This is a genomic window from Pedobacter cryoconitis (assembly GCF_014200605.1).
Classification (GTDB): Bacteria; Bacteroidota; Bacteroidia; order Sphingobacteriales; family Sphingobacteriaceae; genus Pedobacter; species Pedobacter cryoconitis_B.
Genome location: NZ_JACHCE010000004.1, coordinates 36,926 through 63,397 on the forward strand (window position 1 = coordinate 36,926; position 26,472 = coordinate 63,397).

Annotated in this window: 21 protein-coding genes; 10 read left to right on the forward strand and 11 right to left on the reverse strand. The window is 38.2% G+C overall.

The features are described from left to right. Positions 1-78: 78 nt before the first annotated feature. The 4 genes from HDE68_RS13440 to HDE68_RS13455 form a co-directional block, all read right to left on the reverse strand. Positions 79-2,583, reverse strand: a complete 2,505-nt coding sequence (locus HDE68_RS13440; RefSeq protein ID WP_260171765.1) for a M1 family metallopeptidase — start codon at positions 2,581-2,583, stop codon at positions 79-81. Positions 2,584-2,962: 379 nt separating this feature from the next. Then, complete coding sequence (locus tag HDE68_RS13445; protein ID WP_183882737.1) at positions 2,963-3,403, reverse strand: nuclear transport factor 2 family protein; 441 nt, start codon at positions 3,401-3,403, stop codon at positions 2,963-2,965. A gap of 6 nt (positions 3,404-3,409) precedes the next feature. Further along, positions 3,410-4,243: a helix-turn-helix domain-containing protein gene (locus HDE68_RS26650; RefSeq protein WP_221300734.1), complete on the reverse strand. Its 834-nt coding sequence runs from the start codon at positions 4,241-4,243 to the stop codon at positions 3,410-3,412. 4 nt (positions 4,244-4,247) lie between these two features. Beyond that, on the reverse strand, positions 4,248-5,063 hold the full coding sequence (locus HDE68_RS13455) for an SDR family oxidoreductase (protein WP_183882738.1): 816 nt from the start codon (positions 5,061-5,063) through the stop codon (positions 4,248-4,250). Positions 5,064-5,285: 222 nt separating this feature from the next. On the opposite strand from HDE68_RS13455, the gene HDE68_RS13460 reads away from it, so the two are divergent. Continuing rightward, on the forward strand, positions 5,286-6,029 hold the full coding sequence (locus HDE68_RS13460) for an SDR family oxidoreductase (RefSeq protein WP_183882739.1): 744 nt from the start codon (positions 5,286-5,288) through the stop codon (positions 6,027-6,029). A 71-nt stretch (positions 6,030-6,100) separates the two neighbouring features. Here HDE68_RS13460 and HDE68_RS13465 read toward each other — a convergent pair whose 3' ends face one another. Continuing rightward, complete coding sequence (locus HDE68_RS13465; RefSeq protein WP_183882740.1) at positions 6,101-7,642, reverse strand: thiol-activated cytolysin family protein; 1,542 nt, start codon at positions 7,640-7,642, stop codon at positions 6,101-6,103. Between the two features lie 130 nt (positions 7,643-7,772). After that, the gene (locus HDE68_RS13470) at positions 7,773-9,713 is read right to left on the reverse strand and encodes a PAS domain-containing protein (RefSeq protein ID WP_183882741.1); all 1,941 of its coding nucleotides are present in this window, start codon (positions 9,711-9,713) and stop codon (positions 7,773-7,775) included. Positions 9,714-9,890: 177 nt separating this feature from the next. Here HDE68_RS13470 and HDE68_RS13475 point away from each other — a divergent pair, with 177 nt between their 5' ends. Then, positions 9,891-10,901: a DUF4236 domain-containing protein gene (locus HDE68_RS13475; protein WP_183882742.1), complete on the forward strand. Its 1,011-nt coding sequence runs from the start codon at positions 9,891-9,893 to the stop codon at positions 10,899-10,901. Here the strand turns inward: HDE68_RS13475 and HDE68_RS13480 are convergent. Continuing rightward, positions 10,890-13,106: a PAS domain-containing sensor histidine kinase gene (locus HDE68_RS13480; RefSeq protein WP_183882743.1), complete on the reverse strand. Its 2,217-nt coding sequence runs from the start codon at positions 13,104-13,106 to the stop codon at positions 10,890-10,892. The two genes, HDE68_RS13475 and HDE68_RS13480, sit on opposite strands and share 12 nt — an antisense overlap. Before the next feature lie 505 nt (positions 13,107-13,611). Here HDE68_RS13480 and HDE68_RS13485 point away from each other — a divergent pair. After that, entirely contained in the window at positions 13,612-15,579 is a 1,968-nt protein-coding gene (locus HDE68_RS13485) for a PAS domain-containing sensor histidine kinase (RefSeq protein WP_183882744.1), read from the forward strand. Here the strand turns inward: HDE68_RS13485 and HDE68_RS13490 are convergent. Beyond that, positions 15,574-16,350 (reverse strand): hypothetical protein, encoded by a 777-nt coding sequence (locus tag HDE68_RS13490; RefSeq protein WP_183882745.1) that lies wholly within the window; start codon positions 16,348-16,350, stop codon positions 15,574-15,576. The genes HDE68_RS13485 and HDE68_RS13490 overlap by 6 nt on opposite strands. Positions 16,351-16,557: 207 nt before the next feature. Here HDE68_RS13490 and HDE68_RS13495 point away from each other — a divergent pair, with 207 nt between their 5' ends. Genes HDE68_RS13495 through HDE68_RS13515 form a run of 5 tightly spaced genes read left to right on the forward strand, consistent with a single transcriptional unit; the run spans position 16,558 to position 20,738 of the window. Beyond that, positions 16,558-17,508 carry a heme-binding domain-containing protein gene (locus HDE68_RS13495; protein ID WP_183882746.1) on the forward strand — a complete coding sequence of 317 codons (951 nt, stop codon included), beginning with the start codon at positions 16,558-16,560 and terminating at the stop codon, positions 17,506-17,508. Between the two features lie 3 nt (positions 17,509-17,511). Then, a complete protein-coding gene (locus HDE68_RS13500) occupies positions 17,512-17,997 on the forward strand; it encodes a hypothetical protein (protein WP_183882747.1) in 486 nt (161 codons plus the stop codon). Positions 17,998-18,020: 23 nt separating this feature from the next. Beyond that, entirely contained in the window at positions 18,021-19,049 is a 1,029-nt protein-coding gene (locus HDE68_RS13505) for a sensor histidine kinase (protein WP_183882748.1), read from the forward strand. Further along, positions 19,046-19,810, forward strand: coding sequence for a LytR/AlgR family response regulator transcription factor (locus HDE68_RS13510; RefSeq protein ID WP_183882749.1), 765 nt, complete (start codon positions 19,046-19,048; stop codon positions 19,808-19,810). The genes HDE68_RS13505 and HDE68_RS13510 overlap by 4 nt, the downstream gene beginning before the upstream one ends. Before the next feature lie 58 nt (positions 19,811-19,868). Then, positions 19,869-20,738 (forward strand): cation diffusion facilitator family transporter, encoded by an 870-nt coding sequence (locus tag HDE68_RS13515; protein WP_183882750.1) that lies wholly within the window; start codon positions 19,869-19,871, stop codon positions 20,736-20,738. 5 nt (positions 20,739-20,743) lie between these two features. Here the strand turns inward: HDE68_RS13515 and HDE68_RS13520 are convergent, their stop codons facing one another. Next, positions 20,744-21,628 (reverse strand): LysR family transcriptional regulator, encoded by an 885-nt coding sequence (locus HDE68_RS13520; RefSeq protein WP_183882751.1) that lies wholly within the window; start codon positions 21,626-21,628, stop codon positions 20,744-20,746. Between the two features lie 93 nt (positions 21,629-21,721). On the opposite strand from HDE68_RS13520, the gene HDE68_RS13525 reads away from it, so the two are divergent. Then, entirely contained in the window at positions 21,722-22,444 is a 723-nt protein-coding gene (locus tag HDE68_RS13525; protein WP_183882752.1) for a class I SAM-dependent methyltransferase, read from the forward strand. 275 nt (positions 22,445-22,719) lie between these two features. On the opposite strand, the gene HDE68_RS13530 is transcribed toward HDE68_RS13525, so the two are convergent. Next, entirely contained in the window at positions 22,720-23,631 is a 912-nt protein-coding gene (locus tag HDE68_RS13530; RefSeq protein ID WP_183882753.1) for an SDR family oxidoreductase, read from the reverse strand. Between the two features lie 54 nt (positions 23,632-23,685). After that, a complete protein-coding gene (locus tag HDE68_RS13535; protein WP_183882754.1) occupies positions 23,686-24,303 on the reverse strand; it encodes an alpha-ketoglutarate-dependent dioxygenase AlkB family protein in 618 nt (205 codons plus the stop codon). Positions 24,304-24,450: 147 nt separating this feature from the next. Between HDE68_RS13535 and HDE68_RS13540 the strand changes: the two genes are divergently transcribed. Next, complete coding sequence (locus tag HDE68_RS13540; protein ID WP_183882755.1) at positions 24,451-26,439, forward strand: ATP-binding protein; 1,989 nt, start codon at positions 24,451-24,453, stop codon at positions 26,437-26,439. The last annotated feature ends 33 nt before the right edge of the window (positions 26,440-26,472 follow it).

Below are 26,472 nucleotides of genomic sequence, written 5' to 3' on the forward strand. Positions count from 1 at the left end.
CAAATTCTTTACAATCAAAATGGCCGCTAATCCTAAAAACAGGCGGCCATTTTGAGGTTTTAAAAATCTTAGCAACTACTATTTTGCAGTATTAATCTCTTCAATCGCTCTATTTATAAATTGAACTGAAGCATCATCACCCATTTGCTTGCGTGCTTCTTTAATCCGGTTCAGATCTTCAATTGCTTTAGCTCCAAATCCATATTCCTTAAGTCTTATTCCAAAGTCTTTAATCACTGTAACGCCTTGCTGTGTATATTCAGGATTTTTCAATCTTTCGAGCATCCCTGTAAAATCTTTCATGACCAGGATCTTACTGCGGGAATTAGCCTCTAGAAAGTTTTTATAGACATAAGGCCATTCCGTATCCTGTCCATATTTACCATAAACGCCTATAATAGCCGAAACCAAACGGTCTGTACTTCCTTTTTCATAGGTTTTGGCCATTTTCACACCTTCTGCATGATCAATATCAGCCAATGCACTCAGTGACGCTCCCATGATCGCATAAGATTGGTTTTTCAATTCAGCTTTAAAAAGTTCTGATTGTTGCGGGGCAATCTTAGAAGCACCGATCACCTGAATTGCAGCTGCTTTAACCAGGTTATTCTCATCACTTTTAGCTAATTTAAGAATGATAGGAAGAGCCTGCTCATTTAAGTTACTATTTGCAGGGTCTATACTTTTAAGAGCTTTCAGACGCAAACCATAATATTTGTCCTGCAAAGCTAAAATTAGAGTTTTCTGTGCAGTTGCATCCTTTTGAAGGGCTAAAGCAGCATTGATTGCTTCATATCTGTCCATATACAAAGGGGCATTCTGATACTGGAACAAGAACTCAGCGATACTTTTGTGATCCGTTTTTTGACTGAGTATACTCTTTTCTGCATCCACATTAACCAATTGTGGTTTCTCAGCAAGCTGATAACTCAAAGTATCAGACTGGTTATTCATCCGGATCTTATGACGCTCTTTTTTCCCACCAGCATAAATGTCAACAAACATCGGCAGTATAAAAGCTTTGCCTGGCTGAGTCTGTTTCAGATAAATGGTTTGTGTATGCGTTTTTTCCTCCCATTTATAACTGATATCCAGTAACGGATGTCCTGCGCCGTAATACCACTGGTCAAAGAACCAGTTGAGATCTTTACCACTTGCTTCTTCCATAGCTAATCTCAGCTGCTGGGCCTCTGCTGTCTTAAATGCATTGGTTTTAAGATAAATATTCAAGCCTTTATAGAAAGCCGGTCCGCCAAGATAGTGACGCAGCATATTTACAATACGTCCACCCTTCTGATAACTTACCGGATCAAAGACATCTTCGGTTTTACGGTAATGGAAACGTACCAGGTCTTTATCTGCATACTCAGTATTTTCCAGATAGAGTTCAAGATCTGCGTTGTTATGGTCGTCGGCAACATCCTGTCCATATTTATGTTCAGCCCACAGGACTTCACCAAAATTAGCAAATGATTCACCAACGGTAATATTGCCCCAGTTTTTCGCGGTTACATAATCACCAAACCACTGGTGAAACAGCTCATGAGCAATTGTACTTCTTCCCGCATCATAATAACGGTCTGCCAGCTCACGTGAAGTGCCCTGAATATAAGTACCATGTAAAGTTGCTGTTGTATTTTCCATAGCACCGCTGATATAATCACGTACAACGATCTGCGAATATTTATTCCAGGGATAGTCAATACCCAGTGTTTTCGAGAAGAAATCCATCATTTGGGGCGTATCCCCAAAAATTTCTCTGGCATAGGGTGCGTATAGAGGCTCCAGATAATAATTCACCTCCTTATCCCTCCATTTATCATGGTAAATTTTAAAATCACCAACAGCCATCATAAATAGATAAGGAGAATGTGGTAATTCCATTTTCCAGGTATCCGTTCTGGTGCCGTCAGTATTGTTTTTCTGCGATGCCAGTCTGCCATTAGATAAAGTCACATATTTGGCCGGCACAGTCATACTGATTTCATCAGTCGTTTTCTGACCTGGTTTATCTATAGTAGGAAACCATGCAGAAGAATTCTCAGGTTCACCATCTGTCCAGATCTGTACAGGTTTATCTTTCACCGTACTATCCTGATTAATAAAATAAAGCCCCTTAGCATCAGGTGCAGGGTTGTATTTGCCATGCTTAGGCTCATCGGGTTTAGCTGTATACGCAATAAAAACGGTGTAATTTTCGGTATGCTGATACTCCTTGTCCAGATTTATAGCTAATGAGAGCTGATCGTAGGTATACTTCAAAGGAATATTTTTTCCATTTTTAACCAGTGCCACTGTTTGAATATCCATCCCTTTTGCATCCAGTCTTAAGGTATCTGTTGGATAAAAATGAGGCTTAATGGTCACCCATTCTTTGCCATACAGATAACGCTTTTTATAATCAAAACGGACATCCAGTCTGGTATGGATAAGGTCGTTTATTCTGACAGGGGTCTCCCGGTTAATTTTCATTAAGGGATCATCCGTTTTGAGTTGTGCAATGGCCGCAGATGTAAATGCTGTTCCAATTAAAAGGAGCATACCAGCTAATGCCTGAGCATAACTTTTTTGGTTAATTTTCATATGTAAGTTGTAGAAAAACAGCCGCAAATCTATGTGGTCTAAACAATAACTACAAGTGCATTCTTACTCAAAAAGGCTATTTTTCCTCAAAGAAACTATACTAAATCCATATAGAAAAAGAACTATAAAGCCTGTTTTATCCTCCGTTGAAAACAATTTAAGCGATTAGTTTATCCTTACAATTTTTCTCATTCATGAGCTTCTCAGAAAACAATAATTGAGCTTTTAAGGAAAGTGTCGATTAGCGCCCTTGTTTATCTTTGTAACATAAAAATCATGAAAACAGCAAAAAAGCAGAACGGATTCTTTGGCTTAACCAGGTATATCGTAGGTGAAGATTTGAAACCCCGAAATAAAAATCATTCCGGGGTTGCCGGGTTTATCTGTTTTCAATCCAGTCTACCAGTAATTTCCGTTCTGCAAAAAGCCATTTCCCCTCCTGTTTTACAAAAACATCATGATAACGGATAGTAGCGACCATTAAATGCTGTCCCTGCTCATCAATTGTTAAATGATGCGCAAAACAATAGGTAATTCCGGTTGCACGGTCATCTTCCAGCTTTACAGTACTTTGCCCGTTGAAGTGCATCGTAGAATTATAAGTATTCAGATTTTCAAACACTGGCAATAGATCTGCCCTGTTATTTATAATTTGACCTGGCGTATCAGATTTGCTGTCCATATAAACTACAAAGTTTGTATCCACTGTAAATAAAGACATTTGTCCCTTTGCATCACGTGTATCCGCACAGTAAGCATATTGATCCACTAATTCGCGGATGGCGAGACGGTCACGGGTCTCTTGAATAAATTGTTCCATTGTGAATTATTTTGAAATGATATTTGCCGGGGTTACCCCGAATTTTTCTTTAAAAGAAGTATAGAAATGAGAGAGATTTTCAAAACCCAGATCCAGATAAAAGTCGGCAGGTTTCTGTTGTTTTTTCATAATGAGCTCATAAGCCTCTGAAAGTCTTTTTTCCTTTAGCCATTTGCGTGGCGAGCTTTGAAATATCTTTTCAAAATCACGCTTAAAACTCGCCAGGCTACGCCCTGTCAATTTTGAAAAATTCTCCAGGGGAACGTTGTACTGATAGTTTTCCAGCATGAATTTTTCCAGATCAATTTTAAAAGGCTCAGAAAAATCAAATAAGAAAGTTTTAAGTTCCGGGTGATTTTCCAACAGTAAAGTCACAATTTCATTTACTTTCACTATTTCCATTGGTCTGCTCACTGCTGCCGATTGCTCAACATAAGGCAGCAAAGATTTGAAATAACCTTCCAGAAAGACATTAGACTGCAGCGGAATATTAAAATCACCTGTATATCTTTTATCCGTAGCCATGTGGTTTTCCATAGCATACCTTTTCAGCCGGTCTGCATGCAGTACTACCGAAACTGAACTATATTCCTTATCCTTCGCAGGATACTTGAAAGCTTTTGCCAGTTGATTTCTATGTGCAATTGCCATTTGTCCTTCTTTCAGAATCAGGATTCCTTTCTGATGACTGATATGTGTTTCTCCGGCAATCTGGAAAAACACAATATGTTCTGAAACAAACTGCTCATAACCAAAAGCTTTCTCGAAATAACAGGAATAGACAAAGGCATTGCCCATATCACCGTCCTCGTTGCATATTGATTTTATTAATTCCGCCACAATATTATAAGCCAAATTGTTCTCTAAATCCTTTAATAAAGGTTTCGTCACTCTCCTGATCACGTTTCTCTAACAAAGCCACCGCGTCTGGTGTTGCCGGATAACGCAACCGGTCAGTACCATCTGTAGCAGCCTCAAATATTTTTTCAGCCACAACAACCGGAGAAACACTATTTCCTCCCAGTTCCTTCATCATATTCATCAATGTATTCATTAATCCCTGATACTCTGCTATAGTCTCATCGTTTTTGAAATCAAAAGATCTTCCGGCGAAGTCCGTTGCTGTAGCACCCGGTTCAATAATTTTGACCTTTACACCAAATGAAGCGACCTCAAAACTCAACGATTCAGAGATACCTTCTACAGCAAATTTAGTTCCATGATATAAAGAACCAAAAGGAAAAGCAAATTTACCGCCCATAGAAGAAACATTGATAATTATCCCATCTTTATTTGCTCTGAAATGAGGTAGAACCGCTTTGATGACGTCTAATAACCCAATAACATTCGTATTGAACTGACGAATTATATTTTCTCTTTCAAATACTTCTAAAGGCCCATATGCGCCATAACCAGCATTATTAACTAAAACATCAATTTTGCCGAAACGTTCAATACCTTCATTTACCGTTTTTTGAATACTAACCGGATCAAGGACGTCTAATGCAGCTACCCAAACATTTTTTAGGTTGTTCAGTTCTTCCTCTTTTTCAGGGTTCCGCATGGTCGCAATCACGTTCCAGCCCTGCGCTGCGAAAAATATCGCGGTAGCCTTACCAATACCACTGCTGCTGCCTGTTATTAAAATGGTCTTACTCATCTTCTTTTGATTTAAATAAATTATTTAACAAAGTTCTGCAGTTCAAGGGTATTATAGTTTTCTCTGCGGCTCAACTTTTATTTGGTGTACAGCTCATTTTTAAATTTGAGTTATCGCATTAACCCTGATAAGAGCTGAGCTTTCTGCCAACAAAAGAATGAGCTGTAAAGCAAATAATACGGAGATATCATTTCTGAAATTTGTCTTATAAAATCAAAGAAAATGAATACAAATATTTCAGGAAAAGTTATTGTTATTACCGGTGCCAGCAGCGGAATAGGTTATGCCACAGCAAAAAAACTAAGTGAACAGGGTGCTATTGTAAGCTTAGGCGCCAGACGGATAGAAAAATTGGAGGCTCTGGTTAAAGAAATCACAGCTCATGGTGGTCAGGCGCTTGCCCGCCGTACTGATGTAGGCCAAAAAGAAGAACTGGCAGCATTGGTATCAGATACCGTAAAAGCTTTTGGTAAAGTAGATGTTATTGTAAACAATGCAGGCGTAATGCCTTTATCTTTAATAGAAGATTTAAAGTTTGATGAGTGGGATCAAATGATCAATGTCAATATCAAAGGCGTATTATATGGACTGGCAGCAGTCTTACCTTATTTTAAAGAACAGAAATCAGGTCAGGTCATTAATGTTTCTTCAGTTGCAGGACATATGGTCGCTCCGACTTCTGCCATATATTCAGCAACTAAATCTGCCGTTCTGATGATCAGCGAAGGCTTCCGTCAAGAGGTAAAACCTTATAATATCCGCACCACGATTATCTCTCCGGGACTTACAGAAAGTGAACTGTCAGATACGATCTCTGTAGCAGCAGTAAAAACTTCAATTGAAGAACTTAGAAAAATGTCGATTTCTGCAGAAAGTATTGCCAATGCCATTGCTTATGTTATTTCGCAGCCAGAAGACGTAGATGTGAGTGAAATGATCATTCGTCCAACTACACAGCCTATGTAATTCAGTATATGAAAAAGATGCCTTATCACTTTATTGAAGTGATAAGGCCTCTTGATCTTTATCCTTAAAATTTATCTTGGGAAAGCGTAAAAATTAATTCCCAGGTTTCTCCAGCCATTTTGCTCATAGGCATACTCGCCCGGATAAGCCGTATAAGTATTCTTATTGTTAGACGCGTGATAAAAAGCATAAACCGGTAAAGCTCCTGGTACCTGGCCAGGATAAGCATAGAATGCAATTCCAATATATCTGCCACCTTCGCCCTCATAATTCCAATCGTATCTGTTAATGGTATAAACATGGCGGTTAGCACGTTCATAAAGGAACAAATGAACAGGTAAAGTTCCTGGTATCTGATTCCGGTAAGCATTAAATTTGACCCCGAAATTTTGCCAGCCATTTTGTGCATAATTGTAATCATTCACATTAATGGTAAATGCGTGCCCTCCCGTTCTCGGGTGAAAAAATTCAGTAACACCACCTAATTGTGAACTGCAGTCCGAAGTATAGTAATCACCGTTAATCAATGTTTTATAGATACCATGATCCTTCGCATTACGCAATTTATAAGCAATCACTTCTCCTCTTGAATCAGGTCCCATATTTCCGCTGTTGACTACATATTCCTGGAAAGCCTGCAGGCCGGAAATGGTTTTAACAGCGTCGGACGAAGATCCTCCAATTACTGTCCCGCTGATTTTCATGTTATCCATCACATCTTTTTGTTCTTTGGTCACTGATCCGCCGCCACCAATTTTCCAGAAACCAAATGACGCTTCTAAAGATTTGTAAACGCGTGATGAGTCATAAGAACTTTCAATCAGTAAATAAGCACTTCTTCCATAATCAATCGTAGAAATGTATACAGGAGCAATAGTACCTGTATAATCAGCAGGTTTATTGAATAAATTACCATCAGAAGGAATGTTAATATCAGCTGAGAAAAACTTCTGATAAATCTTTAACAGGTAATAGTTTTTTGTACTGAGCTGGCTTTCTTCATAATTTCCTAAAGAGCTAAAGAAACTGCTAAACTTTAGATTAGCTTTTATTTTCATTTCTATCTCTCTTTTAGAACGTGCATGCTCCAATTCAAAAGTAAAATTAGCAGGCTGCTGGCCAATAATATTGGCATTCATGATTTCCTGCATAGAATTCCTGAAACTTGCAAGATCCGGAGAGATTGTCTTACTGATAGCCTGATTTGATCCCTGAATAGATACAGAATAAGTAATCGGTTTACGTACATAATCAGCACTTAGGAATATGGGCTTATAGGTACCTTCCTGAATACTTTGCCCATCCAGCAGCGAACCAACATACATAATATCCGTAGAAGGGTCTAAAACAGATAATTTGTCAAACTCTGCAGATTGCTGATGTAACACGGCTGTACATCCTGAGTTCACATCGGCTGCAACAGATTGTGTTTTTGTTAGATTTTCAGATTTTGATCTGGATGTCTGAGGAGCTTTCAGATCTTTAAACTGATTAAGTTCATTTGTGATTTGCTGGTCCGTACCCGGGTCCTGAAAGTTGTTTTGCTTTTTACAGCTCCCTAAAATAGCCGCAAAGGCAAGGATTAAACAGGCGTTTTTTGTTTGTTTGTTCATGTTTGTTATAGTGGTTTATATGTCATATGCAGTTATTATTTTTGCTAATATGATTTGTTTACACCTCAAAACAATTTTTATTACACGAACAGGCAATTTAGCTGTACTAACACTAAATTTACAAAGAAAATTACGTCATTACAGGAAGCATAAGGGTAAACACAGATCCTTTACCAACCTGGCTGTCAATGGTTATCTGACCATGATGCCTGCTGATAATAGATTTTGCAATAAAAAGTCCTATTCCAAAGCCAGAAAAAATCTGGGTAGATTGCTCCTCAACACGGTAAAAACGTTCAAATACTTTTTGATGTTCTTTCTCATCTATACCAATTCCATAATCCCTTACACTAACTGCTGCCATGCCGTCTTCAGTTTTAAAAATGCTGATATCCACCACTTCACTATGGGGAGCATATTTGATTGCATTGCTGACAAAGTTGATTAAGACCTGTGAAATCTTGTTTTTATCTGCCATGACCATGGCATCCAGATGGTAGTTGACATTGATCTGGTGTTTAGGGTTAATGAAACTAAAATCATCCTTAATTTCCTCCACCAGTTCTTTCAGGTTCAAACATTCCATTTTCATCTTTACACGATCGGTCTCAATTCTGGTCAGGTCCAGCATATCAGAGATCAGATTGGTCAACTGTACAACAAGTTTATCAATACGGACCAGAGAGGTTTTCATTTTTCCTGAAAATAGCGTCTCCTCTTCCTGATTCGCTGCTTTCAACAATAACTGCACATATCCTTTGATCGAAGTTACCGGAGTTTTCAGTTCATGACTCAGCATACTTACAAAATCCCCTTTACGCTGCTCCTCTTCTTTCAGTTTTTGAATATCTGTGGTCGATCCTACCCACATTTTGATCTGTCCATGTTCATCCAATATTGGAGAGACAATATTTAAATGCCAGATATATTTACCATGGATATTTCTGAATCTCATTTCCATTTCTAAAGGAACACCACTCTGTGCTGATATTTTCAAACGTTCCTGAAATTCAGGGATTTCTTCCGGGTGCATCATTTCATAGTATCCAAAATCCCTGAACTCTTCAAAGCTCATATTTGAAAAATCCAGCCATTGTTTATTGAAAAAAGTAATTTCTCCATTAGCCGCGGCATTGTTGATCTTGGCCGGAACCAGGTCTGCCAGGTACCTGAAATGCAGCTCGCTCTCCTCAACTTTTTTCCTTGCAACAACCTGCTCTGTAACTTCATAAACAAAGGCCATTATCCCTTTTAACCCGCTAACTGAATCCTTAATTGGCAAATAGTTAAAAGTAAAATACCGTTCTTCGATCTCACCACCCTCTAAACTGGCAACCGGTATGGGTAAATCATGCTGAGTCTGGCTTTTTCCGGTATGATATACATTCAATAAAATTTCCTCTATAGGCTGTCCGGCAAGTTCCGGCAAAGCTTCAAAAATTGGCTTGCCGATCAGCTGCCTTCCTGGTATTAATCTTTGATAAGCTGGATTAACCAGTTCATAGACCAGCTCCTGACCTCTCAATACACATATCCCGGCCGGGGCCTGCATCACAAAATCTGAAAGTCGCTGGCGCTCCTGTTCTGATTCTTTTTGAGCCAGGATCAACTCTTCATTGATTACATTCAGGCGCTCATTAGCAGCTATCAATTCTATATTAATCAATTTAAGATCATGATCCAGCATCCCTACCTTCTCCATAGATAAGTGGCGGGATGTGACATCAGTAGCTGTATGAAGAATACATTCTGTCTCACCGTCCTGATTTTTGATCGCTTTATACAAAAAATCAAAATACCTGGTTTGCAGCTTGCCATTTACCAATAGCTCTGCGGACATATCTTCAGCCTGGTAATCTTCTCCGCTGAGATAAACATTTTTTAAAATCTCCAGAAAAGGCTGTCCGCGAAGTTCAGGAACTCCTTCGCCCATTGGTTTACCTATAATGTCCCTCTTTTTAGACCATAGTGCAAGCATGGCATCATTGGCAGCAAGGATGGTTATATTTTCACCAGTATAAATTCCGGTTGCATTAGGTGAAAGTGAAAGTACTTCGTACAAGTACTCCATTGAAAAAGAATTGGCATTAACAGGCATCAGGTAACTATTTGGGTAAAAATATAGAGTTCATGCAAATCCCGTGCAAAAAATAGTTGTTAGTCATTGTGTTAATACGGTTTCCCGTAAAATCAGCCCGAAAACCTACCTACTTTTGCTCGTAAATCAACAAAATTAGCATCCCAAAAAATGGCATGGAGTTTCCACAAACAAATAAAACTGATCCCGGGAGTTCATTTGAACTTAAGCAAAAGTGGTCTGTCGATTACCATCGGAGCCGAAGCAATAAATAACCTTTACGAACCATCCGGCACCATTAACCCTGTTTTTAGTACAGATGTCCATCCAATAAAAACGCCGGGTATGCCGGGTGTAAAAGAAGCTATTATCCTGTCGCGCCAGCAAAGAAAAGAATTAAGGAATGATTTGCTGAGTACTCAAACATCCCTGAGGATTTCGCAATTTAAATTAATCATCAGTTACCTGTTTCTATATGGTTTTATAATCAGGACAATTCCTGAGCACTTAAAAACAGATATAAAAACACAAAGAGAGACAATTAAACAGATTAGTGAAGAAATAGAGAACTGTTACGTAAGCCTGGACATTAATTTTGAACCAGAAATCAGGATAAAATATGATCAGCTGGTCAACGCTTTTAAAAATATGATGAGCAGTCATCAAATCTGGCACATTACAAACACCCATTTTCAGGACCGTGTGGCCGCAAGATCTTCAGCCAGTACAATAGTCGATAAGAAAAATGTAAAATTCTTTTTCAGGTCCCTTCCCGACATCAGGTCTGATTTTCAGTCACTTTACTTCCAAACCACAAATGGAGCAGACTTATACTTCTATCCGGGCTTTATTGTCATACAATCAAGCGAGTTCGATTTTGCAATTATCAGTATTGAAGAAATAAACCTGCAGCAGAGTTCCATCCGGTTTACAGAAACCGGGGCTGTGCCGCCAGACTCAAAAATAATTGGTACTACCTGGTTCAACGTCAATAAAAATGGTACACCAGACAGGAGATTTAATGATAATTATCAAATCCCAATTGTTCAATACGGTGAACTTCGGTTATTGACAAATAACAAGTTTAATGCAGAATTTGAATTGAGCAATTATGAGTCAACGGAACAATTCAGCAGCATATTTAAAGAGTATCAAATGATAATTATACGCTCAAAGATGTAATGCACTGCCGGGAATTGTAAAATAGAATGTACTGCCGGCACCCAGCTCGCTATTTATCCAGAATTCGCCACCGTGCCTCCAGACAAAATCAATTACAAGGTTTAATCCAAGCCCCGTGCCTTTTTCTCCGGACGTACCATAAGTTGTGTAGTTTGATTTATTATTCAGCAGCTCCCGGACTTTTTCTTTTGGTATGCCTATTCCGTTATCCCTGACAGAAAAGAGAATATCATTTGCTCTTTTGGAGACATTTACAGCGATCTCCCCTCCTTTATGCGAGAATTTGATAGCATTGGATAGTAAATTTCTGATGATAGTTTCCAGCATCTCTTTATCTGCATAAATTTTCAGTGCAGGCTCCAGTACAGGAGTTATCCGGATAGATTTTTTGTGGGCCATTGGCAGCACATTCTGAACAGAACGCTGTATAAGCGAAGATAGTTCTGCAATTTCTACCGGACGAAAACCAATTTCATTAAACTGCGATTTTGCCCAGATCAACAAACCTTCTAAAAGTTCATTCGCATTCGATAATTCCTGTTTGATCATAGAGAGATGTAAATGAACATCATCTGCCGAAATAGAATAAAGATCGGCTATGGTCATTTCCAGAAGTTCTAAACTCCCGGAGATTGGATTCCTCAGGTCATGTCCAATAATTGATAAAAGTTTATCTTTTTGTTTATTAGAAGCAGTCAGCTCCAGGTTTAATGCTTTAAGTGCATTCTCCTGAAATTTCCTCGCAGTGACATCCCGCATACTTCCTTCAGTCCCTACAATACGTCCATCTTCGAAAATTAGCCTGGCGTTAACAGATACGTACCTTAATTCCTTATCGATTGTCATTAATCTAACCTCGAAATCAATTACCGTCCCCTCGTGTTTCAAACAATTGATAATCCTTTCTCTGTCATTCGGATAATAGTAAAAATTGGAAACAGGCTGACCAATAATAGCCTCCCTGGTATAGCCAGAATATTGCAGGATTGAAGGACTTATTTCAGTAACCAGACCAGTCTGATCTGCCTGATAAAATACATCCTGTACGTTTTCGAATATAGAACGGTATTTCTTTTCACTTTGCTTTAAATCCCCTTCAATTTCCTTTCTTTTGGTGATGTCTTCAATTTGCGAAACATAATGAAGTGGTTTGCCAAGGCTATCTTTCAGCATAGTAGCCGCAATAACGACCCAGATCACATTCCCATTCTTATGGATATAACGCTTTTCCAGCTTCACACTTTCGGTGATGTTCTCAGCAAGTTCAGTAAGTCTTTCAGTGCTTTCCAATAAATCGTCAGGATGCGTAATATCCTGCATATGCATCATTTGTAACTCTTTTTCACTATAACCAGTAATTTCGCACAGACTGGCATTCACCCGTTTCCAGCCTCCATCCGGCGAAATCAAAGCCATACCCACCAAAGAATGTTCAAATGCCTGCCGGAACTGTGCTTCACTCTGATACAGGTTCTCTTCAAGCTGTTTATGTCTGGTCACATTAAAACCGACAGCCCCAACTAAACTCATCTTTCCTGCGGCATCTAAAAAAGGAAATTTACAGGTCAGAAAATATTGAGGGAAACCCTCCTGATCACGAAAAGTTTGTTGAAATTCTTTACTCTGTTTTGTCTTTAATACCTCCGAATTGTTGATATACGCATCATTAGCGACATCATATCCAAAAATATCCTTTTTATTTTTACCGATAACCTCCGCCGGAAGCTGATGTATATCGAGAAAACGTTTATTGGCATAGATGAGCACATTTTCTGCATTGGTGATCCAGCAAAGCCCGGGTATATAGTCCATAAAGAGGCGAAACTGCTTTTCCTGTTTTTCAGGTTTTTTAGTTTTGGTGATTTCTTCACAACATAACACAATTCCCCCGGCATTTAATCCGGCGGTAGTCCATTGATGAGCCTGCCATTTTATCCATACAGCGGGTTGATTTAAATTGGCAGTTCTTTTTTTCTCACCACTATAATCAATTCCCCTAAAACAGTTTGCGAAAATGGTCTGCCATTCATCTTTTTCTTCAGGAAATACCTCAGCATGTAATTTCCCGTTAACCTTTGTATCTTCAAGCCCGTTAATGATTAACCACTGTTTCGATACAGCCTGAAATCTTAGGTTTAAGTCAAGAACAGCCATGGAAACCGGGCTGCTATTGAGTATATTATTTAAATCAGAAGAAGAAAACATAATTACAAATAAATTTCGAAACCATATACCTATTTGATGGACAGCTAAAACAGAGTGCCACACCAAATTAACCGTTAATTAATAATGCGTCTGATTTAAAACAATCAAAACTTGAACAAGGCTGAACTGCATCTTTAGCTTTGTTTAGCATTTTGGACATTTAAATGCATAATATAGGCAAAAAAGCAATATTTATAAAGAATTTATGAGCTGTATTATACTATAACGTTTTACTTCTTATTTATCATATATTGGAACCTAACTGGAAAAATAAATTCTTATATGTTATTCTATATTTTAATGAAAAATGATACCTTTCCAAAATCACCAATTAATCAACTTAATCTCTATTAGCATCGACAATCTGACTTTCATAAGTAAAAATATATAAAAACTAAAAGTTAATATTAATTTAGTTATCTTATCAGGAGAGCTTAAAGAAATACAAATCCCTCTCCTTTTTTATATATTTATAAAATATCATAAGTAAAGTTTATTCTTATCTATGGATAAAAACCAACATCATTTTCTACAAGGGGGCGGCGAAATGGGAGCCCTGATCAGATCATTTAACTGGGATAAAAATCCATTAGGTAATCCGGAAAGCTGGAGCAGCTCCTTAAAAACACTAGTTAGCATGATGCTGACAACCAACTTCCCCGTGTTAATTTGTTGGGGTAAAGATTTTACACAGTTATATAATGATAATTTCAGGCCAATAAATGGCCTTACAAAACATCCTGATGCATTAGGCGGCACTGCCAAAGAAACCTATGCAGAGATATGGGATACCATAGGCCCTATGTTTGAAGGTGTGATGCAGGGAGAAACCTTTGGTTTCCCGAATTTCAAGGTTCCACTGCACCGCAATGGCTATTTAGAAGATTGTTATTTTGATTTCTCCTATAGTCCTATCCGGAACGAAAATGGAGAGACAGATGGTGTTTTAGTAATCTGTAATGAAAAGACAAGGCAGGTCAATGCTTTTAAAGAATTACAGCAGGCAAAACAAGAACTTGATTTTGCAATTGGTGCCGCAGAATTAGGTACCTGGGATCTGGACCCATCTACCAATAAATTTATTGGAAATGAACGTTTAAAATCCTGGTTTGGCCTCTCTGCAGACGAAGAGATAGACCTTAATAAAGCAACCGATGTGATTGCTGAAGAAGACAGAAGCAGGGTTTTGGCTGATATTGCGCAAGCACAGATTTATAAAACAGGAGGACAATATGATACTAAATATCATATCATTAATCCTGAATATTCTACCCCGAGACGGGTATGGGCAAAAGGTAAGGCACTGTTTAATGAAAACAAAGAAGTTATAAGGTTCAGTGGTATTTTACAGGATATTACCAGTGAACACAACATCTTACAAGAGCTTAGAGATAGTAACCGTCAGCTAGAACTTGCCCTGGAGCAATCCAGTCTTTCTAAGATCGCAGCCCAGTTGGGGACCTTTGACCTCGATCTTGAAAAAAATACCATGGAATGGGATGACCGCTGCAGGGTTCTATTTGGAATAAATCACCAGAATCAAGTTTCCTACCAGCATGATTTCACCAACGGCCTTCATCCGGATGACCGGGAAAGAGTATTGGATATGATCAGTGACGTATACATCAAATCTAAAACAAATGGAGATTATGATGTTGAATACAGAACTGTAGGTGCAGAAGATCATAAAATACGCTGGATAAGGGCCAAAGGAAAAGCCTATTTTGATGCTCAGGATAAACCCATAAGATTTATAGGATCTGTATTAGATATCACAGAGCAAAAATCTGACGAATTACGCAAGAATGATTTTATTGGTATGGTCAGCCACGAACTCAAAACCCCTTTAACATCTCTTAAAGCTTATATACAAATCCTGAAGGCCAAAGCAAATAATAGCAGCGCTGAATTTGTTGCAGATCTTCTCCAGAGATCTGAAGCGCAGGTAAAGAAAATGACATCATTGATCAATGGTTTTCTGAATATATCAAAATTAGAATCAGGAAAGATTTCTCTGGAAAAAGAAGACTTCAATTTAACAGAGCTTGTTGATGAACTTATTGCAGAATTCAGGATATTAGCCTCTTCACATGAGCTTGTTTATCATTCCTGCCCGGTCATTCTAATTAATGGAGACAGAGATAAGCTGGGATCAGTGATTTCAAACCTGATTAGTAATGCCATCAAATATTCACCGATTGGTTCAACTGTTGAAATTGAATGTAAAAAGACAATAGACAAAGCTATGATCAGTGTAAGCGATCAGGGAATTGGAATCAGTGAAAATGATAAAGACAAGCTTTTTGAACGTTATTACCGGGTTGAAAATAAAAATACCAAAACCATTTCAGGTTTTGGTATCGGATTATATGTCAGTGCAGAAATCATGCATAGACATGAGAGTAAAATTCAACTGGAAAGTCATCCTGGAAAGGGATCAAAATTCTTCTTCGAACTACTGCTAAAATTATAATTTTTCAAAAAATTTGCCTTTAAACTGATATCTGATCTTTTGAGCAGTTACCTCACCATCTGATTTGATTAAGGGAATAGCTAATATTTTAGCCTTTTTATCATAAACAATTGAATAGTCAGGAGTATCCTGGTCCCTGTTAGCTTTACTGCTCAGATCCACTTCATAGCCCAGTTGATTTCTGATACCAGTCTTTGTCTTGATTAAAACAGCTTTGTCATTTAACTGACCATGCTCAATAGAGAAGATTTTTATATTGTGATAAGACAAGGCCGAACTTAAAATAGAGACACTTTGCGTGACATAAAATGTTTTATTTCCAGAAATCACATCATTGATCTGCGTATAAAAAGCACTGCCCGCCCCTTCCTGATTATTCTCATTTGATTTGACCATAACTTTTTTTCCATCTCTGAACTGATAGATCTGGTTAAATCTCCTCATTGTTCCGCCCGTTTCATCATCCCATGAATATATCCTGAAATTCCCATCCTCAGAAGTCACGATTCTCATCCCGTTCTTTTCCAGGGCATCGAAATTATAATGTATCGTCTCTGGATTTGTGGCAGTGTATTTCAAAAGCATTTTGCTAAATATTGAATCGTATTTCCATGCCGAATCCATAGGGCTGATTTTATCATCAGAATTCTGATAAGAAGCCCAGTAATTAATTTTGGCAAATGTATCATTCAGTTTTTTCTCCCCGCTTCTGGTTTTTTGTCCGAATGCTGAGGTAGTTAACAGTAAGAAAAGAGGGATTATTAATTTCATTGATATAGATAGATTAAGCTTTGCCAGTTTCAACGCTAAAATTAGGAAACAATTATCATACCAGTCAGTTTGCATTTTCATGGTTTTATATGGAGCGGCTCCCCCCTGCTATTGTCCAGCTTAAGGATCATTTGGCCAGCATGCCCATTTTAAGCTTTTATAAAGCTTTGGTTTTCGTAAATTTAGATACAGGAAATAATTCTAAACATGAATCAACCTTTTTATAAACGAAGAACAGCAAAGGTATTAGTTGTACTTTTGATTTGTTTTGCTGCCATGCAGCTCTTTAGACCGGAATTAAAAAAGCAACCGGTAACCGCAGATTTTAATGGCCCTGAAAATGTAAAAGTCATTTTCAAAAAAGCCTGTTATGATTGCCATTCCAATGAAACAGATTTAAAGTGGTTTGATCATTTACAACCTGCTTACAGTATTGCTGTTGCAGATGTAGAAAATGGCAAATCTGGCCTTAACTTTTCAGAATGGGCTAATATGGCCCCTGGCGATCAAAAAGCCAAGTTATTCGAAATTCTTAACCAGATAACTACGGGGACGATGCCTTTGAAAAGTTATCAGCTATTGCATCATTCAGCAATCCTGAGCCCTGAGGAAATCGCTGTAGTCAAAAACTATGCGGCAGGTATGATTAAAGAGCATCCTGCAGATACTGCGCTGATCAATACCGCAGACAAGCAATTCAAAAACTGGAAAATACAAAATACCCAAACTCCAGAATTACCAAAAACCCTGACAGGTATCCCCTTTGAGCCCGATTATAAAAACTGGCAGGCCATTAGTTCAACTGACCGGACAGACAATGGGACCATGCGCGTAGTTTTCGGAAACCCAATTGCCGTTAAAGCCATAGCAGAACATCATATTAATCCATGGCCCGATGGAACTATTATCGCTAAAGCTGCATGGGACAAAATTGAGGATGCGGATGGGAATATAAAAGCCGGAGCTTTCAAGCAAGTAGAATACATGATTAAAGACAGCAATAAATATAAGAGTACCAAAGGCTGGGGCTGGGCCAGATTTAAAACGATGAAATTACTGCCTTACGGTAAAAATATAGGATATACCACCGAATGTATCAACTGTCACCGTCCTGTTTCTAATAATGATTTTGTATTTACCCTCCCTGTTAAACAATAAATTATGCAATTAAAACCACAATATTCAGTCTTTGTTCTGCTATTGCTAGTTGCAATAGGCTGTAAACAACCAAACAATCATGCAGGTGAGTTAAATGATGCAGCGGGTTTACCACAAGCATTAAAATTCGATCAGCTGGGCTTCAAAGTCATTACCTCTATGATCAATAAGAAAAATGCGACCATGTCTACCCTATATGGTAATCCCGGCGCATTGGATTATTCAAAAGCTAAAGCAGATAGCAATGCCAAAGACATGATCTTTGCCCTGGTTACCTGGAAACAGCAGGATGACGAAAGATGGTTCGGAGCAAAAATCCCCGGACAATTTCAAAGTGTAGAAATGGTGACATCCAAAACCAATGGCCCTGAAATCCAGACCTCCTATAAGATCTATAAAGGAAAAGAAGGCAAATGGCAGAACGATCCTTTAACTGAAAAAGCAAGAATAAAATATATCTTAGCGCAAACAGCTTCAGTAATGCCGTAAATTTGATCAAATCACTTGATTTAATGACTCCAGATAAATTCAATAATTCAGCTAATAAATCAATTTTCTTTGTCTCCGCAAAAATCATTTGGTTTAGTTCCCTATTTATGGGGATACTGGCCTCTGTCCCAAAAATTCTGCAGCTTCATATTACAGCTGCAGAATTAGTAATGGATGCTGTGATTGCTTTTGTATTCTCCATTTCTGTCTGGTATTTCAACATCTATGGATTGCCAAAATTTTCGAACGTTCAGGTTACCAACAGATTTTTTAATCTCAAGCTTCTTTACAGTCTCTCAACTGGCATAGTCTTTATGTTGGTTTTTGTGGTTTTTCATCAGCTATTATTCCCGAAATATGATTTTCAGTCCATGATCCTGATGTACCAGTTTCGTGGGATACTGATTAATCTGACTATCTGCATGTTTTTGTATTTTCTTTATCAGACCTATAGAAATCATCAGATTGAGATTGAATTGGGGAATGTTAAAGCCGATCACCTATCTGCACAATATGAGTTACTGAAACATCAGGTCAACCCGCATTTTCTTTTCAATAGTCTGAATACCTTAAAATCAATGGTAGAAATTGATGACGAACATATCTCAGAATTTATATTGAACCTATCAGATTTTTATAGATTTACCCTCGAGAAACGTAAACAGGATCTTATTCCTTTAGCAGACGAATTGAATATTTTGCATTCTTATATGTTTTTGTTGCGTGCCAGGTTCGAAGAAGGAATTATTTTTGATGATCAGATGTCCGAACAATATGCAACATCATTAATACCTCCGTTTACCTTACAGCTACTAGTCGAAAACTGTATAAAACACAATGTAGTTTCACTTGAACAACCCTTAACTATCTCTTTATATATCAATGACAATATGCTGCATGTTAAAAACAATCTGCAGTTAAAAATGACCTCCGATCCTTCTATTCAAATGGGACTGGAAAATATCAATGAGCGTTACCAGCATCTGACCCGCAAAAACATTGCAATAGAGAAAAATCAAGATTCATTCACTGTTAAACTTCCATTGATATGAATATTGTCATTATAGAGGATGAGATTAAAACTGCTAAAGCATTAGCGAAAATGATCACATCCATTCAACCTGGTGCTAAAATTACAGCGACCATTCAAAGTGTCAAAACAGCAGTGACTTATCTTTCGGCGAATGTTCATCCTGATCTTATATTTATGGATGTTCAACTGGCTGATGGCAATTGCTTTGAGATCTTTAAACAGACGCAGGTACTTTCTCCCGTCATTTTTTGTACAGCTTTTGATGAGTATGCAATGGATGCTTTTAAGACCAACGGTGTAGATTATATTCTAAAACCTTTTTCGCAGGAGAGCCTGGACATTGCATTTAAAAAAGTTGCTTTACTCCAGAACTTCTTCCAGGTCAATGAACAAGCCTCAGCCAGAATCAATACACTGCTGGATAATAAAGAGACAACTGGTAAAAAAGGCTTTTTGGTGTTTAAAAACAATAAATACGTGACCATTCAAACTGATGATATTGCCTTTTTTTATATCATTGATGAGCTGACCACACTGGTAACCTTTACGCAGCAGGAATATGGGATTTCACAATCGTTGGAAGAACTTTACAAGGTGCTGAACCCAAAACAGTTCTTCCGGATTAACCGCCAGTATCTGATCAGCTATAGTGCTGTTAAAGAAGTAGAGCATTACTTTGCCCGTAAACTGATCGTCAAACTAAATATCTCTACCAGCCAGCAATTAATAGTTGGTAAAGATAAGGCCACTTTATTCCTGAACTGGCTGGACAACCCCTGATTATCCAAATGATTTATTTTACCTTTGGAATCTAAAAAGCAAAGATTAAAAGGGATTCATGACAAATCATCAAAAAGCTATACGGACAACATATTTCAGTATAGCGAGTAATACTGTACTTGCAATCATCAAAGGAGTTGCAGGCATCTTCGGAAACTCTTATGCTTTGATAGCCGATGCAATAGAATCAACTGCAGATATTTTCTCTTCATTTCTCGTTCTTTTCGGGCTTAAATATACCAGCAGGCCAGCAGATGAAAATCACCCTTATGGTCATGGAAGAGCAGAACCTCTGATTACCTTCCTGGTTGTCGGTTTCCTGATTACCTCTGCTACGATTATAGCTTACGAAAGTATTCAAAACATAGGGACTCCGCATGGTTTACCCAAACCCTGGACTTTATTTCTACTTGCAGCACTCATGGTATGGAAAGAAATCTCTTTCCGTAAAGTCATGAAAAAAGCGATAGAGACCAATAGTTCTTCCTTAAAAGCAGATGCCTGGCATCACCGCAGTGATGCAATTACTTCTGTTGCAGCGTTTATAGGGATCTCAGTTGCATTAATTTTGGGTAAAGGTTATGAGTCAGCAGACGATATTGCAGCTCTTTTCGCTGCCGCTTTCATCCTTTATAACAGTTATAAGATTTTCCGTCCGGCTTTAGGGGAAATCATGGACGAGCATTTATACGATGACCTGGTGATCAGTATTAAAGAGGTTTCAACAACGGTAAAAGGTGTCATCGATACTGAGAAATGTTATGTACGTAAAGCCGGCATGCAATATCATGTTGACCTTCATGCTATCGTTGATGCAAGTATCAGCGTAAAAGAAGGTCATGAGATTGCACACCGTCTGCAGGATACACTGCGTGAGAAAATGCCTGAACTTGCCCATGTTTTAATCCATATTGAACCAAACAGCTAAACAGGTTAGCCTTTTGTATTGCTGTAATGTTCAACAAACCATTTCAATGCGGGATTCCTATTGGTCTGTTTATAAGCTACAACCACTTCAGTATTGACCGGGATATCTGTTAATTCAATAAAGGAGATTTTCAAATGTTCATACTGCTTTTTAAGTGATAAAGGCAATATTGATACACCAAGCCCGGCTTCTACTAATTGTAAGATGGAATGCACATTATTGGCTTCATGTGTGATGTCAGGTGTAAATTGCATCCGCTGACAGATTTCAAGTAGTTTATGGTTGTAATGAGGAGCAAATTCTTTATTGAAAAATATGAATGGGCTCTTTTTCAAAAAGACAGCCAGTTCCTCATTTGTATTAAATTTTTCTGTAGAAAAAGGAATAACGACTATAAAGGGATCAAAAAATAAGGTCTTAACAATTAATTTTTCAGAGATAACCGGAGCCCTTAAAATACCTACATCCAGTTTTCCCTGTTCCAGTGCTTTTATCTGGCTGATTGTCGGCAATTCAAATAAGCCTGTTTTAATATGAGGGAATTCTTTACGCATGGCCTTTAAAATCTCTGCCAGGTAAGACTGATAAACAGAACTGATATAACCTATCTTCAATTCTCCGCTTACACTTAAGTGAATTTGCCGGACTATACTTTTACTTTCTTCTAATCTGGCAAAAATAGTATCTACTTCAGCTTTGAAATATTTCCCGGCATCTGTTAAAGTAACTCTTTTATTATCACGTGTAAATAGCTGTACTGCTAATTCTTCTTCCAGTTCTTTGATCTGCCGGCTTAATGGTGGCTGAGAGATAAAAAGTTTAGCCGCTGCTTTTGTAAAATGCAATTCTTCAGCAACAGTTTTAAAATATAAAAGATGTCTGAGCTCCATACCAATAATACCTTACAAGTATCATACTTTGATAAATATGATATTTTTCAAATATGACAAATGCTGTTAGCTTTAACAAATTAAAATTTAGATATGAATACAGGAAATTCACAAAAAGCCACTAACCAGGAAATTAAAGAAAGATTTGATCAGGATGTTGAACGCTTCTCTAATCTTGAATCCGGACAGCAAACAACTATTGATGCCCCCCTTACCATGGAATTATGTACTGAGGCTGCAAAATACATTAATCCGGATGCCAGAGAACTGCTTGATATAGGTTGTGGTGCAGGCAATTATACTTTGAAAATGTTAAGTAAAATCCCCGGATTAAACTGTACCCTGAACGATTTAAGTTTACCCATGCTGGAAAAAGCAAAAGAAAGAGTTTCTGCAAATACAAATGGTCAGATAACTGTGATACAGGATGATATGCGTAACCTGGATTTACCGGATAATCATTTTGACATTGTGCTTGCCGCTGCTACATTTCATCATTTGCGCACCGACGAAGATTGGGAACTTATGTTTACTAAGGTATATAAAGCGCTTAAACCTGGTGGATGTATTTGGATTTCGGATTTAATCACGCATGATTCTGAACCAATTAATCAGCTTTTTCAGGATAAATATGGTAAATATCTGGAAACATTGGGCGGCCCTGAATATAGACAAAAGGTGTTTGATTATATTGCTTATGAGGATACCCCACGCTCGGTTAGCTATCAACTGAATCTGTTAAATAAGGCAGGATTTAAAAAGACTGAAATACTCCATAAAAATTCATATTTCGCTGCTTTTGGAGGAATAAAATAAATCTCTTCAAATAGCTGATAGCTAATGTAGTAACCTGGTTTTGTCCAGACATGATTCAGAGCTGTTTCAGGGATGCTGCAAACCTAATCCAATTTTTATCTTTAAAGATGTAAAAAGCGATGAGTTTTCCAGGAGTGTCTATTGCGGAAGATTTACAGGCTAATACAATATATCCTTTGATTATAAAGTGTGCAGCTATACCATTAGTTATTAATAACATTAGCTACTAAAATTAATGGTATAGCCTGCACACCTGTAATCAGTATTCAAATATTTTAAGGCTGACCGTTACCTCCGGCTGCTCCATAGATCTGACCAGTAGCATAACTTGCGTCGCTGGCTGCGAGCTGTACATATATGGAAGCAAGTTCGGCCGGCTGCCCTGCTCTTCCTAAAGGGGCATCGGCACCAAACTGTTTTAATTTTTCCATAGTCGCACCACCACTTACCTGCAAAGCTGTCCAGATGGGTCCGGGAGCGACTCCGTTAACACGAATCCCCTTTGGCCCCAATTGTTTAGCCAGTGACTTTACAAAGCTTGTGGTCGCTGCTTTAGTTTGTGCATAATCATATAGTTCAGCAGAGGGGTCTGTAGCCTGAACTGAGGTAGTACCAATAATCACAGATCCTGGCTTAAGATGAGGCAATGCAGCTTTAATAATCCAGAAAGGTGCATATATATTAGTCTTCATCGTCCAGTCAAATTGCGCTGTACTAATGTCAAGAATAGACTCATGGGTTTGCTGTCTGCCTGCATTACTTACTAAAATATCTAACCCACCAAGACCTTTTACAGCATCTTCAACCAGTTTTTTGCAGAATGATTCTTCTCTCAGGTCACCAGGAATAGCGATTGCTTTACGCCCTGCTTTTTTAATCAGTTCAATAACCTCTTTAGCATCTGGTTCTTCATCTGGTAAGTAATTAATGGCAACGTCAGCACCTTCCCTTGCATAAGCAATCGCAGCCGCTCTGCCCATACCAGAATCTCCACCAGTAATTAAGGCTTTACGTCCGGCCAGTCTGCCTGAACCTACGTAACTTTTCTCTCCATGATCTGGTACCGGAGTCATTTTTCCTGCTAAACCAGGCCAGGGCTGTGTTTGTTCCTGATAAGGTGGTCTGGGATATTTTGTAGCCGGATCTTCAAGTGGTTTACTTGTTACTTTTTTATGCTCTTCTTTCATAGGATAAGATTTGATGTTTACCAGGGGTTGAACATTATACCGTATCAAATGTTTTTAGAAAAAATTATTCACTATTCTGAAGGTCAGGTTTACTCTTGCGCGCATCGGTTTTTTTGATTTTGGCACCCGATGTTCCCAATCTGTTTGTAAATTACCTTTCATCACCATCAACGCACCACTTTCCAGTCTGATTGAATATTTATCAGAATGATCCTGTTTGTTTCGGATCTCAAATGTCCTCACCTGGCCAAAACTCACTGAGCCAATAACCGGATGTGTGCCTAAAGCTTTTTCATTGTCACTATGCCAGGCTACAGAATCATTTCCGTCCCGGTAATAATTCAGCAGTACGCTGTTAAAGGTTACACCGGCAATCGCCTCTACCCTTTGTTTAATCATCAGAAGTTCCGGAGTCCAGTTTAAAGGTGCAGATTTACGTAAAGACGTATAATCGTATGTTTCTTCATTGGCATACCAGGCTGTAAGCCTTGGTGTAAGCACCTGTTTATCATACATTTTTACTACCTTTTGCTGCCAGGGTGTTCCGGCAATAAATTTTTGCAGCAGCATATTACATTCCTTTTCATCAAATAACCCGGGCTGATAGGCTAAAAGTTCAGTTGGAAGTCCTGGACTCTGCCCTGCCTCAGCAAAAATACTCAATTGTTCCATAAAACAAATTTATACTAATATTTTTAGTATTTCAATTATTGTTTATATTTGTAAACAGGTAAACATTTTAACAACGATTTAAGTTATTAAAGAATTAAAAGAGTTAAAACTTAAAATCTATATTTACGTTCTACTGAATAAATTACTATGTCCTTACAAGAAAGGCAGCAGGCATCTTATCCTTTATATTTAGAAGGTGGTGGCGAAATGGGGATGCTGACCCGCTCATTCAATTGGTCCGAAACAGTGTTGGGTACCCCGGATAAATGGTCCCCTAACCTGCTAACCACATTAAGTATTATCCTCCATTCAAAATTCCCAATGTTTTTATGGTGGGGCCCAGACCTGATACAATTTTACAATGATGCCTATAAACCAAGTTTAGGAAAGGATGGTAAACATCCAAAAGCTTTAGGACAAAAAGGAGCAGAATGCTGGCCGGAGATATGGCCGGTCATCAAACCCCTGATTGATCAGGTGATGAATGGCGGAGAAGCAACATGGCAGGAGGATCAGCTTATTCCGATCTATAGGAATAACAACCTGGAAGATGTTTACTGGACTTTTTGTTATAGCCGTGTAATAGATGTAAATGGAGAAATTGGCGGTATTTTGGTAACTTGTACTGAAACAACTAACAAAATAAAGAGGACACAAGAAATTGAGCAGACCTTAATCAAACTTGCTGAAAGTGAGTCGAGGTCTAATAAACTCATTACCCAGGCTCCTGTAGCTGTTGGCGTACTTAAAACAAAAGACCTGATCATTGAAACCGCAAATAGTAAAATCCTGCAGTTTTGGGGTAAATCAGCAAATATCATTGGCCTGCCTTTAGCCCTTGCCCTGCCCGAACTTGAAGGACAGCCTTTTCTGCAAATACTGGATGACGTCTATACGACAGGCACTCCCTACTCCAGTTATGAAATACCCGCCAGAATAGAATACAACGGTATATTTAAAATATGTTATTTTGATTTCCTTTATCAGCCAATTCTAAATCAATCGGGCGAAACAGAAAGTATTCTTGTCGTGGCTACAGATCTGACTGAGCAGGTAGAGGCCAGAAAGATTATAGAAGAAAACTTTTTGCAGTTCAGACAACTGGCCGATTCGATTGCTCAGATGGTATGGGTAACTGACGAATCAGGTACACATGAATATCTTAACAAAAGGTGGTACGATTTTACAGGTTCAAACTTTGATCATACAAAGAATGAGGGCTGGGATGATTTGGTGCATCCTGATGATGTTGCAAGAGCAGCAGAAAAATGGATTCATTCTTTAAATACAGGTGATCCGTTTGAGATAGAATACCGGTTAAAAAAACATACTGGTGAATATGTCTGGGTACTGGGCAGAGCTGCCCCATTTTACAATGCAGAAGGAAAAATTGCCAAATGGTTTGGGACATGTACTGATATTCATGACCAAAAATTATTACAGGAACAAAAAGATGACTTCATCAGTATTGCAAGCCATGAGCTTAAAACCCCTATCACCACGTTAAAGGTCTCCTTACAGCTTATGCAGCGGATGATTGATAACCAATCTCCGCAAATGATGAGCAACCTGATCGAAAGGGCTAATAAAAGCATGGATAAAGTTGGTGTCTTAATTGAAGATTTGCTGAACACCAGTAAATATAATCACGGACAACTACATTTAAAGAAAACAGTATTTGAAATGGCTGATGTAATTGATGAATGTTGTTCCCATATAGATTACGAAGGAAAACATACAATTAAAATTACCGGAGATACAAATTTAAAGGTTTATGCAGATGCAGGAAGAATAAGCCAGATCGTTACCAATTTCATTAACAATGCCATAAAATATGCACCTAAATCTAAAGAGATAATTGTTCGTGTTTATAAAGAAAATGATCAGGTTAAATTAACTGTTCAGGATAAAGGTCCGGGAATTGCATCAGAGAAAATACCACATATATTTGACCGCTATTACAGGGTTGATAGTTCGGGGAGTCAATATTCAGGTCTTGGCCTTGGACTGTACATCTGTTCAGAAATCATTAAAAAACATGGCGGTACTATCGGGGTAGACAGCAAACCCGGCGAAGGAAGCACTTTTTGGTTTACTTTACCATTTTTAGGCACAACAGCCGCAGTAAGCCCATAGAAAATATTGGTTATCTATTGAAATTTCTGCTGT

Bases quoted from the DNA above. Each gene is read 5' to 3' on its own strand.
- HDE68_RS13520 (WP_183882751.1), bottom strand. From the start codon at position 21,628: ATGGAGCTCAGACATCTTTTATATTTTAAAACTGTTGCTGAAGAATTG.
- HDE68_RS13525 (WP_183882752.1), top strand. From the start codon at position 21,722: ATGAATACAGGAAATTCACAAAAAGCCACTAACCAGGAAATTAAAGAA.
- HDE68_RS13530 (WP_183882753.1), bottom strand. From the start codon at position 23,631: ATGAAAGAAGAGCATAAAAAAGTAACAAGTAAACCACTTGAAGATCCG.
- HDE68_RS13485 (WP_183882744.1), top strand. From the start codon at position 13,612: ATGGATAAAAACCAACATCATTTTCTACAAGGGGGCGGCGAAATGGGA.
- HDE68_RS13455 (WP_183882738.1), bottom strand. From the start codon at position 5,063: ATGAGTAAGACCATTTTAATAACAGGCAGCAGCAGTGGTATTGGTAAG.
- HDE68_RS13465 (WP_183882740.1), bottom strand. From the start codon at position 7,642: ATGAACAAACAAACAAAAAACGCCTGTTTAATCCTTGCCTTTGCGGCT.
- HDE68_RS13505 (WP_183882748.1), top strand. From the start codon at position 18,021: ATGACTCCAGATAAATTCAATAATTCAGCTAATAAATCAATTTTCTTT.
- HDE68_RS13475 (WP_183882742.1), top strand. From the start codon at position 9,891: ATGGCATGGAGTTTCCACAAACAAATAAAACTGATCCCGGGAGTTCAT.
- HDE68_RS13460 (WP_183882739.1), top strand. From the start codon at position 5,286: ATGAATACAAATATTTCAGGAAAAGTTATTGTTATTACCGGTGCCAGC.
- HDE68_RS13470 (WP_183882741.1), bottom strand. From the start codon at position 9,713: ATGGAGTACTTGTACGAAGTACTTTCACTTTCACCTAATGCAACCGGA.
- HDE68_RS13510 (WP_183882749.1), top strand. From the start codon at position 19,046: ATGAATATTGTCATTATAGAGGATGAGATTAAAACTGCTAAAGCATTA.
- HDE68_RS13535 (WP_183882754.1), bottom strand. From the start codon at position 24,303: ATGGAACAATTGAGTATTTTTGCTGAGGCAGGGCAGAGTCCAGGACTT.
- HDE68_RS13540 (WP_183882755.1), top strand. From the start codon at position 24,451: ATGTCCTTACAAGAAAGGCAGCAGGCATCTTATCCTTTATATTTAGAA.
- HDE68_RS13440 (WP_260171765.1), bottom strand. From the start codon at position 2,583: ATGAAAATTAACCAAAAAAGTTATGCTCAGGCATTAGCTGGTATGCTC.
- HDE68_RS13490 (WP_183882745.1), bottom strand. From the start codon at position 16,350: ATGAAATTAATAATCCCTCTTTTCTTACTGTTAACTACCTCAGCATTC.
- HDE68_RS13515 (WP_183882750.1), top strand. From the start codon at position 19,869: ATGACAAATCATCAAAAAGCTATACGGACAACATATTTCAGTATAGCG.
- HDE68_RS13495 (WP_183882746.1), top strand. From the start codon at position 16,558: ATGAATCAACCTTTTTATAAACGAAGAACAGCAAAGGTATTAGTTGTA.
- HDE68_RS13500 (WP_183882747.1), top strand. From the start codon at position 17,512: ATGCAATTAAAACCACAATATTCAGTCTTTGTTCTGCTATTGCTAGTT.
- HDE68_RS13445 (WP_183882737.1), bottom strand. From the start codon at position 3,403: ATGGAACAATTTATTCAAGAGACCCGTGACCGTCTCGCCATCCGCGAA.
- HDE68_RS13480 (WP_183882743.1), bottom strand. From the start codon at position 13,106: ATGTTTTCTTCTTCTGATTTAAATAATATACTCAATAGCAGCCCGGTT.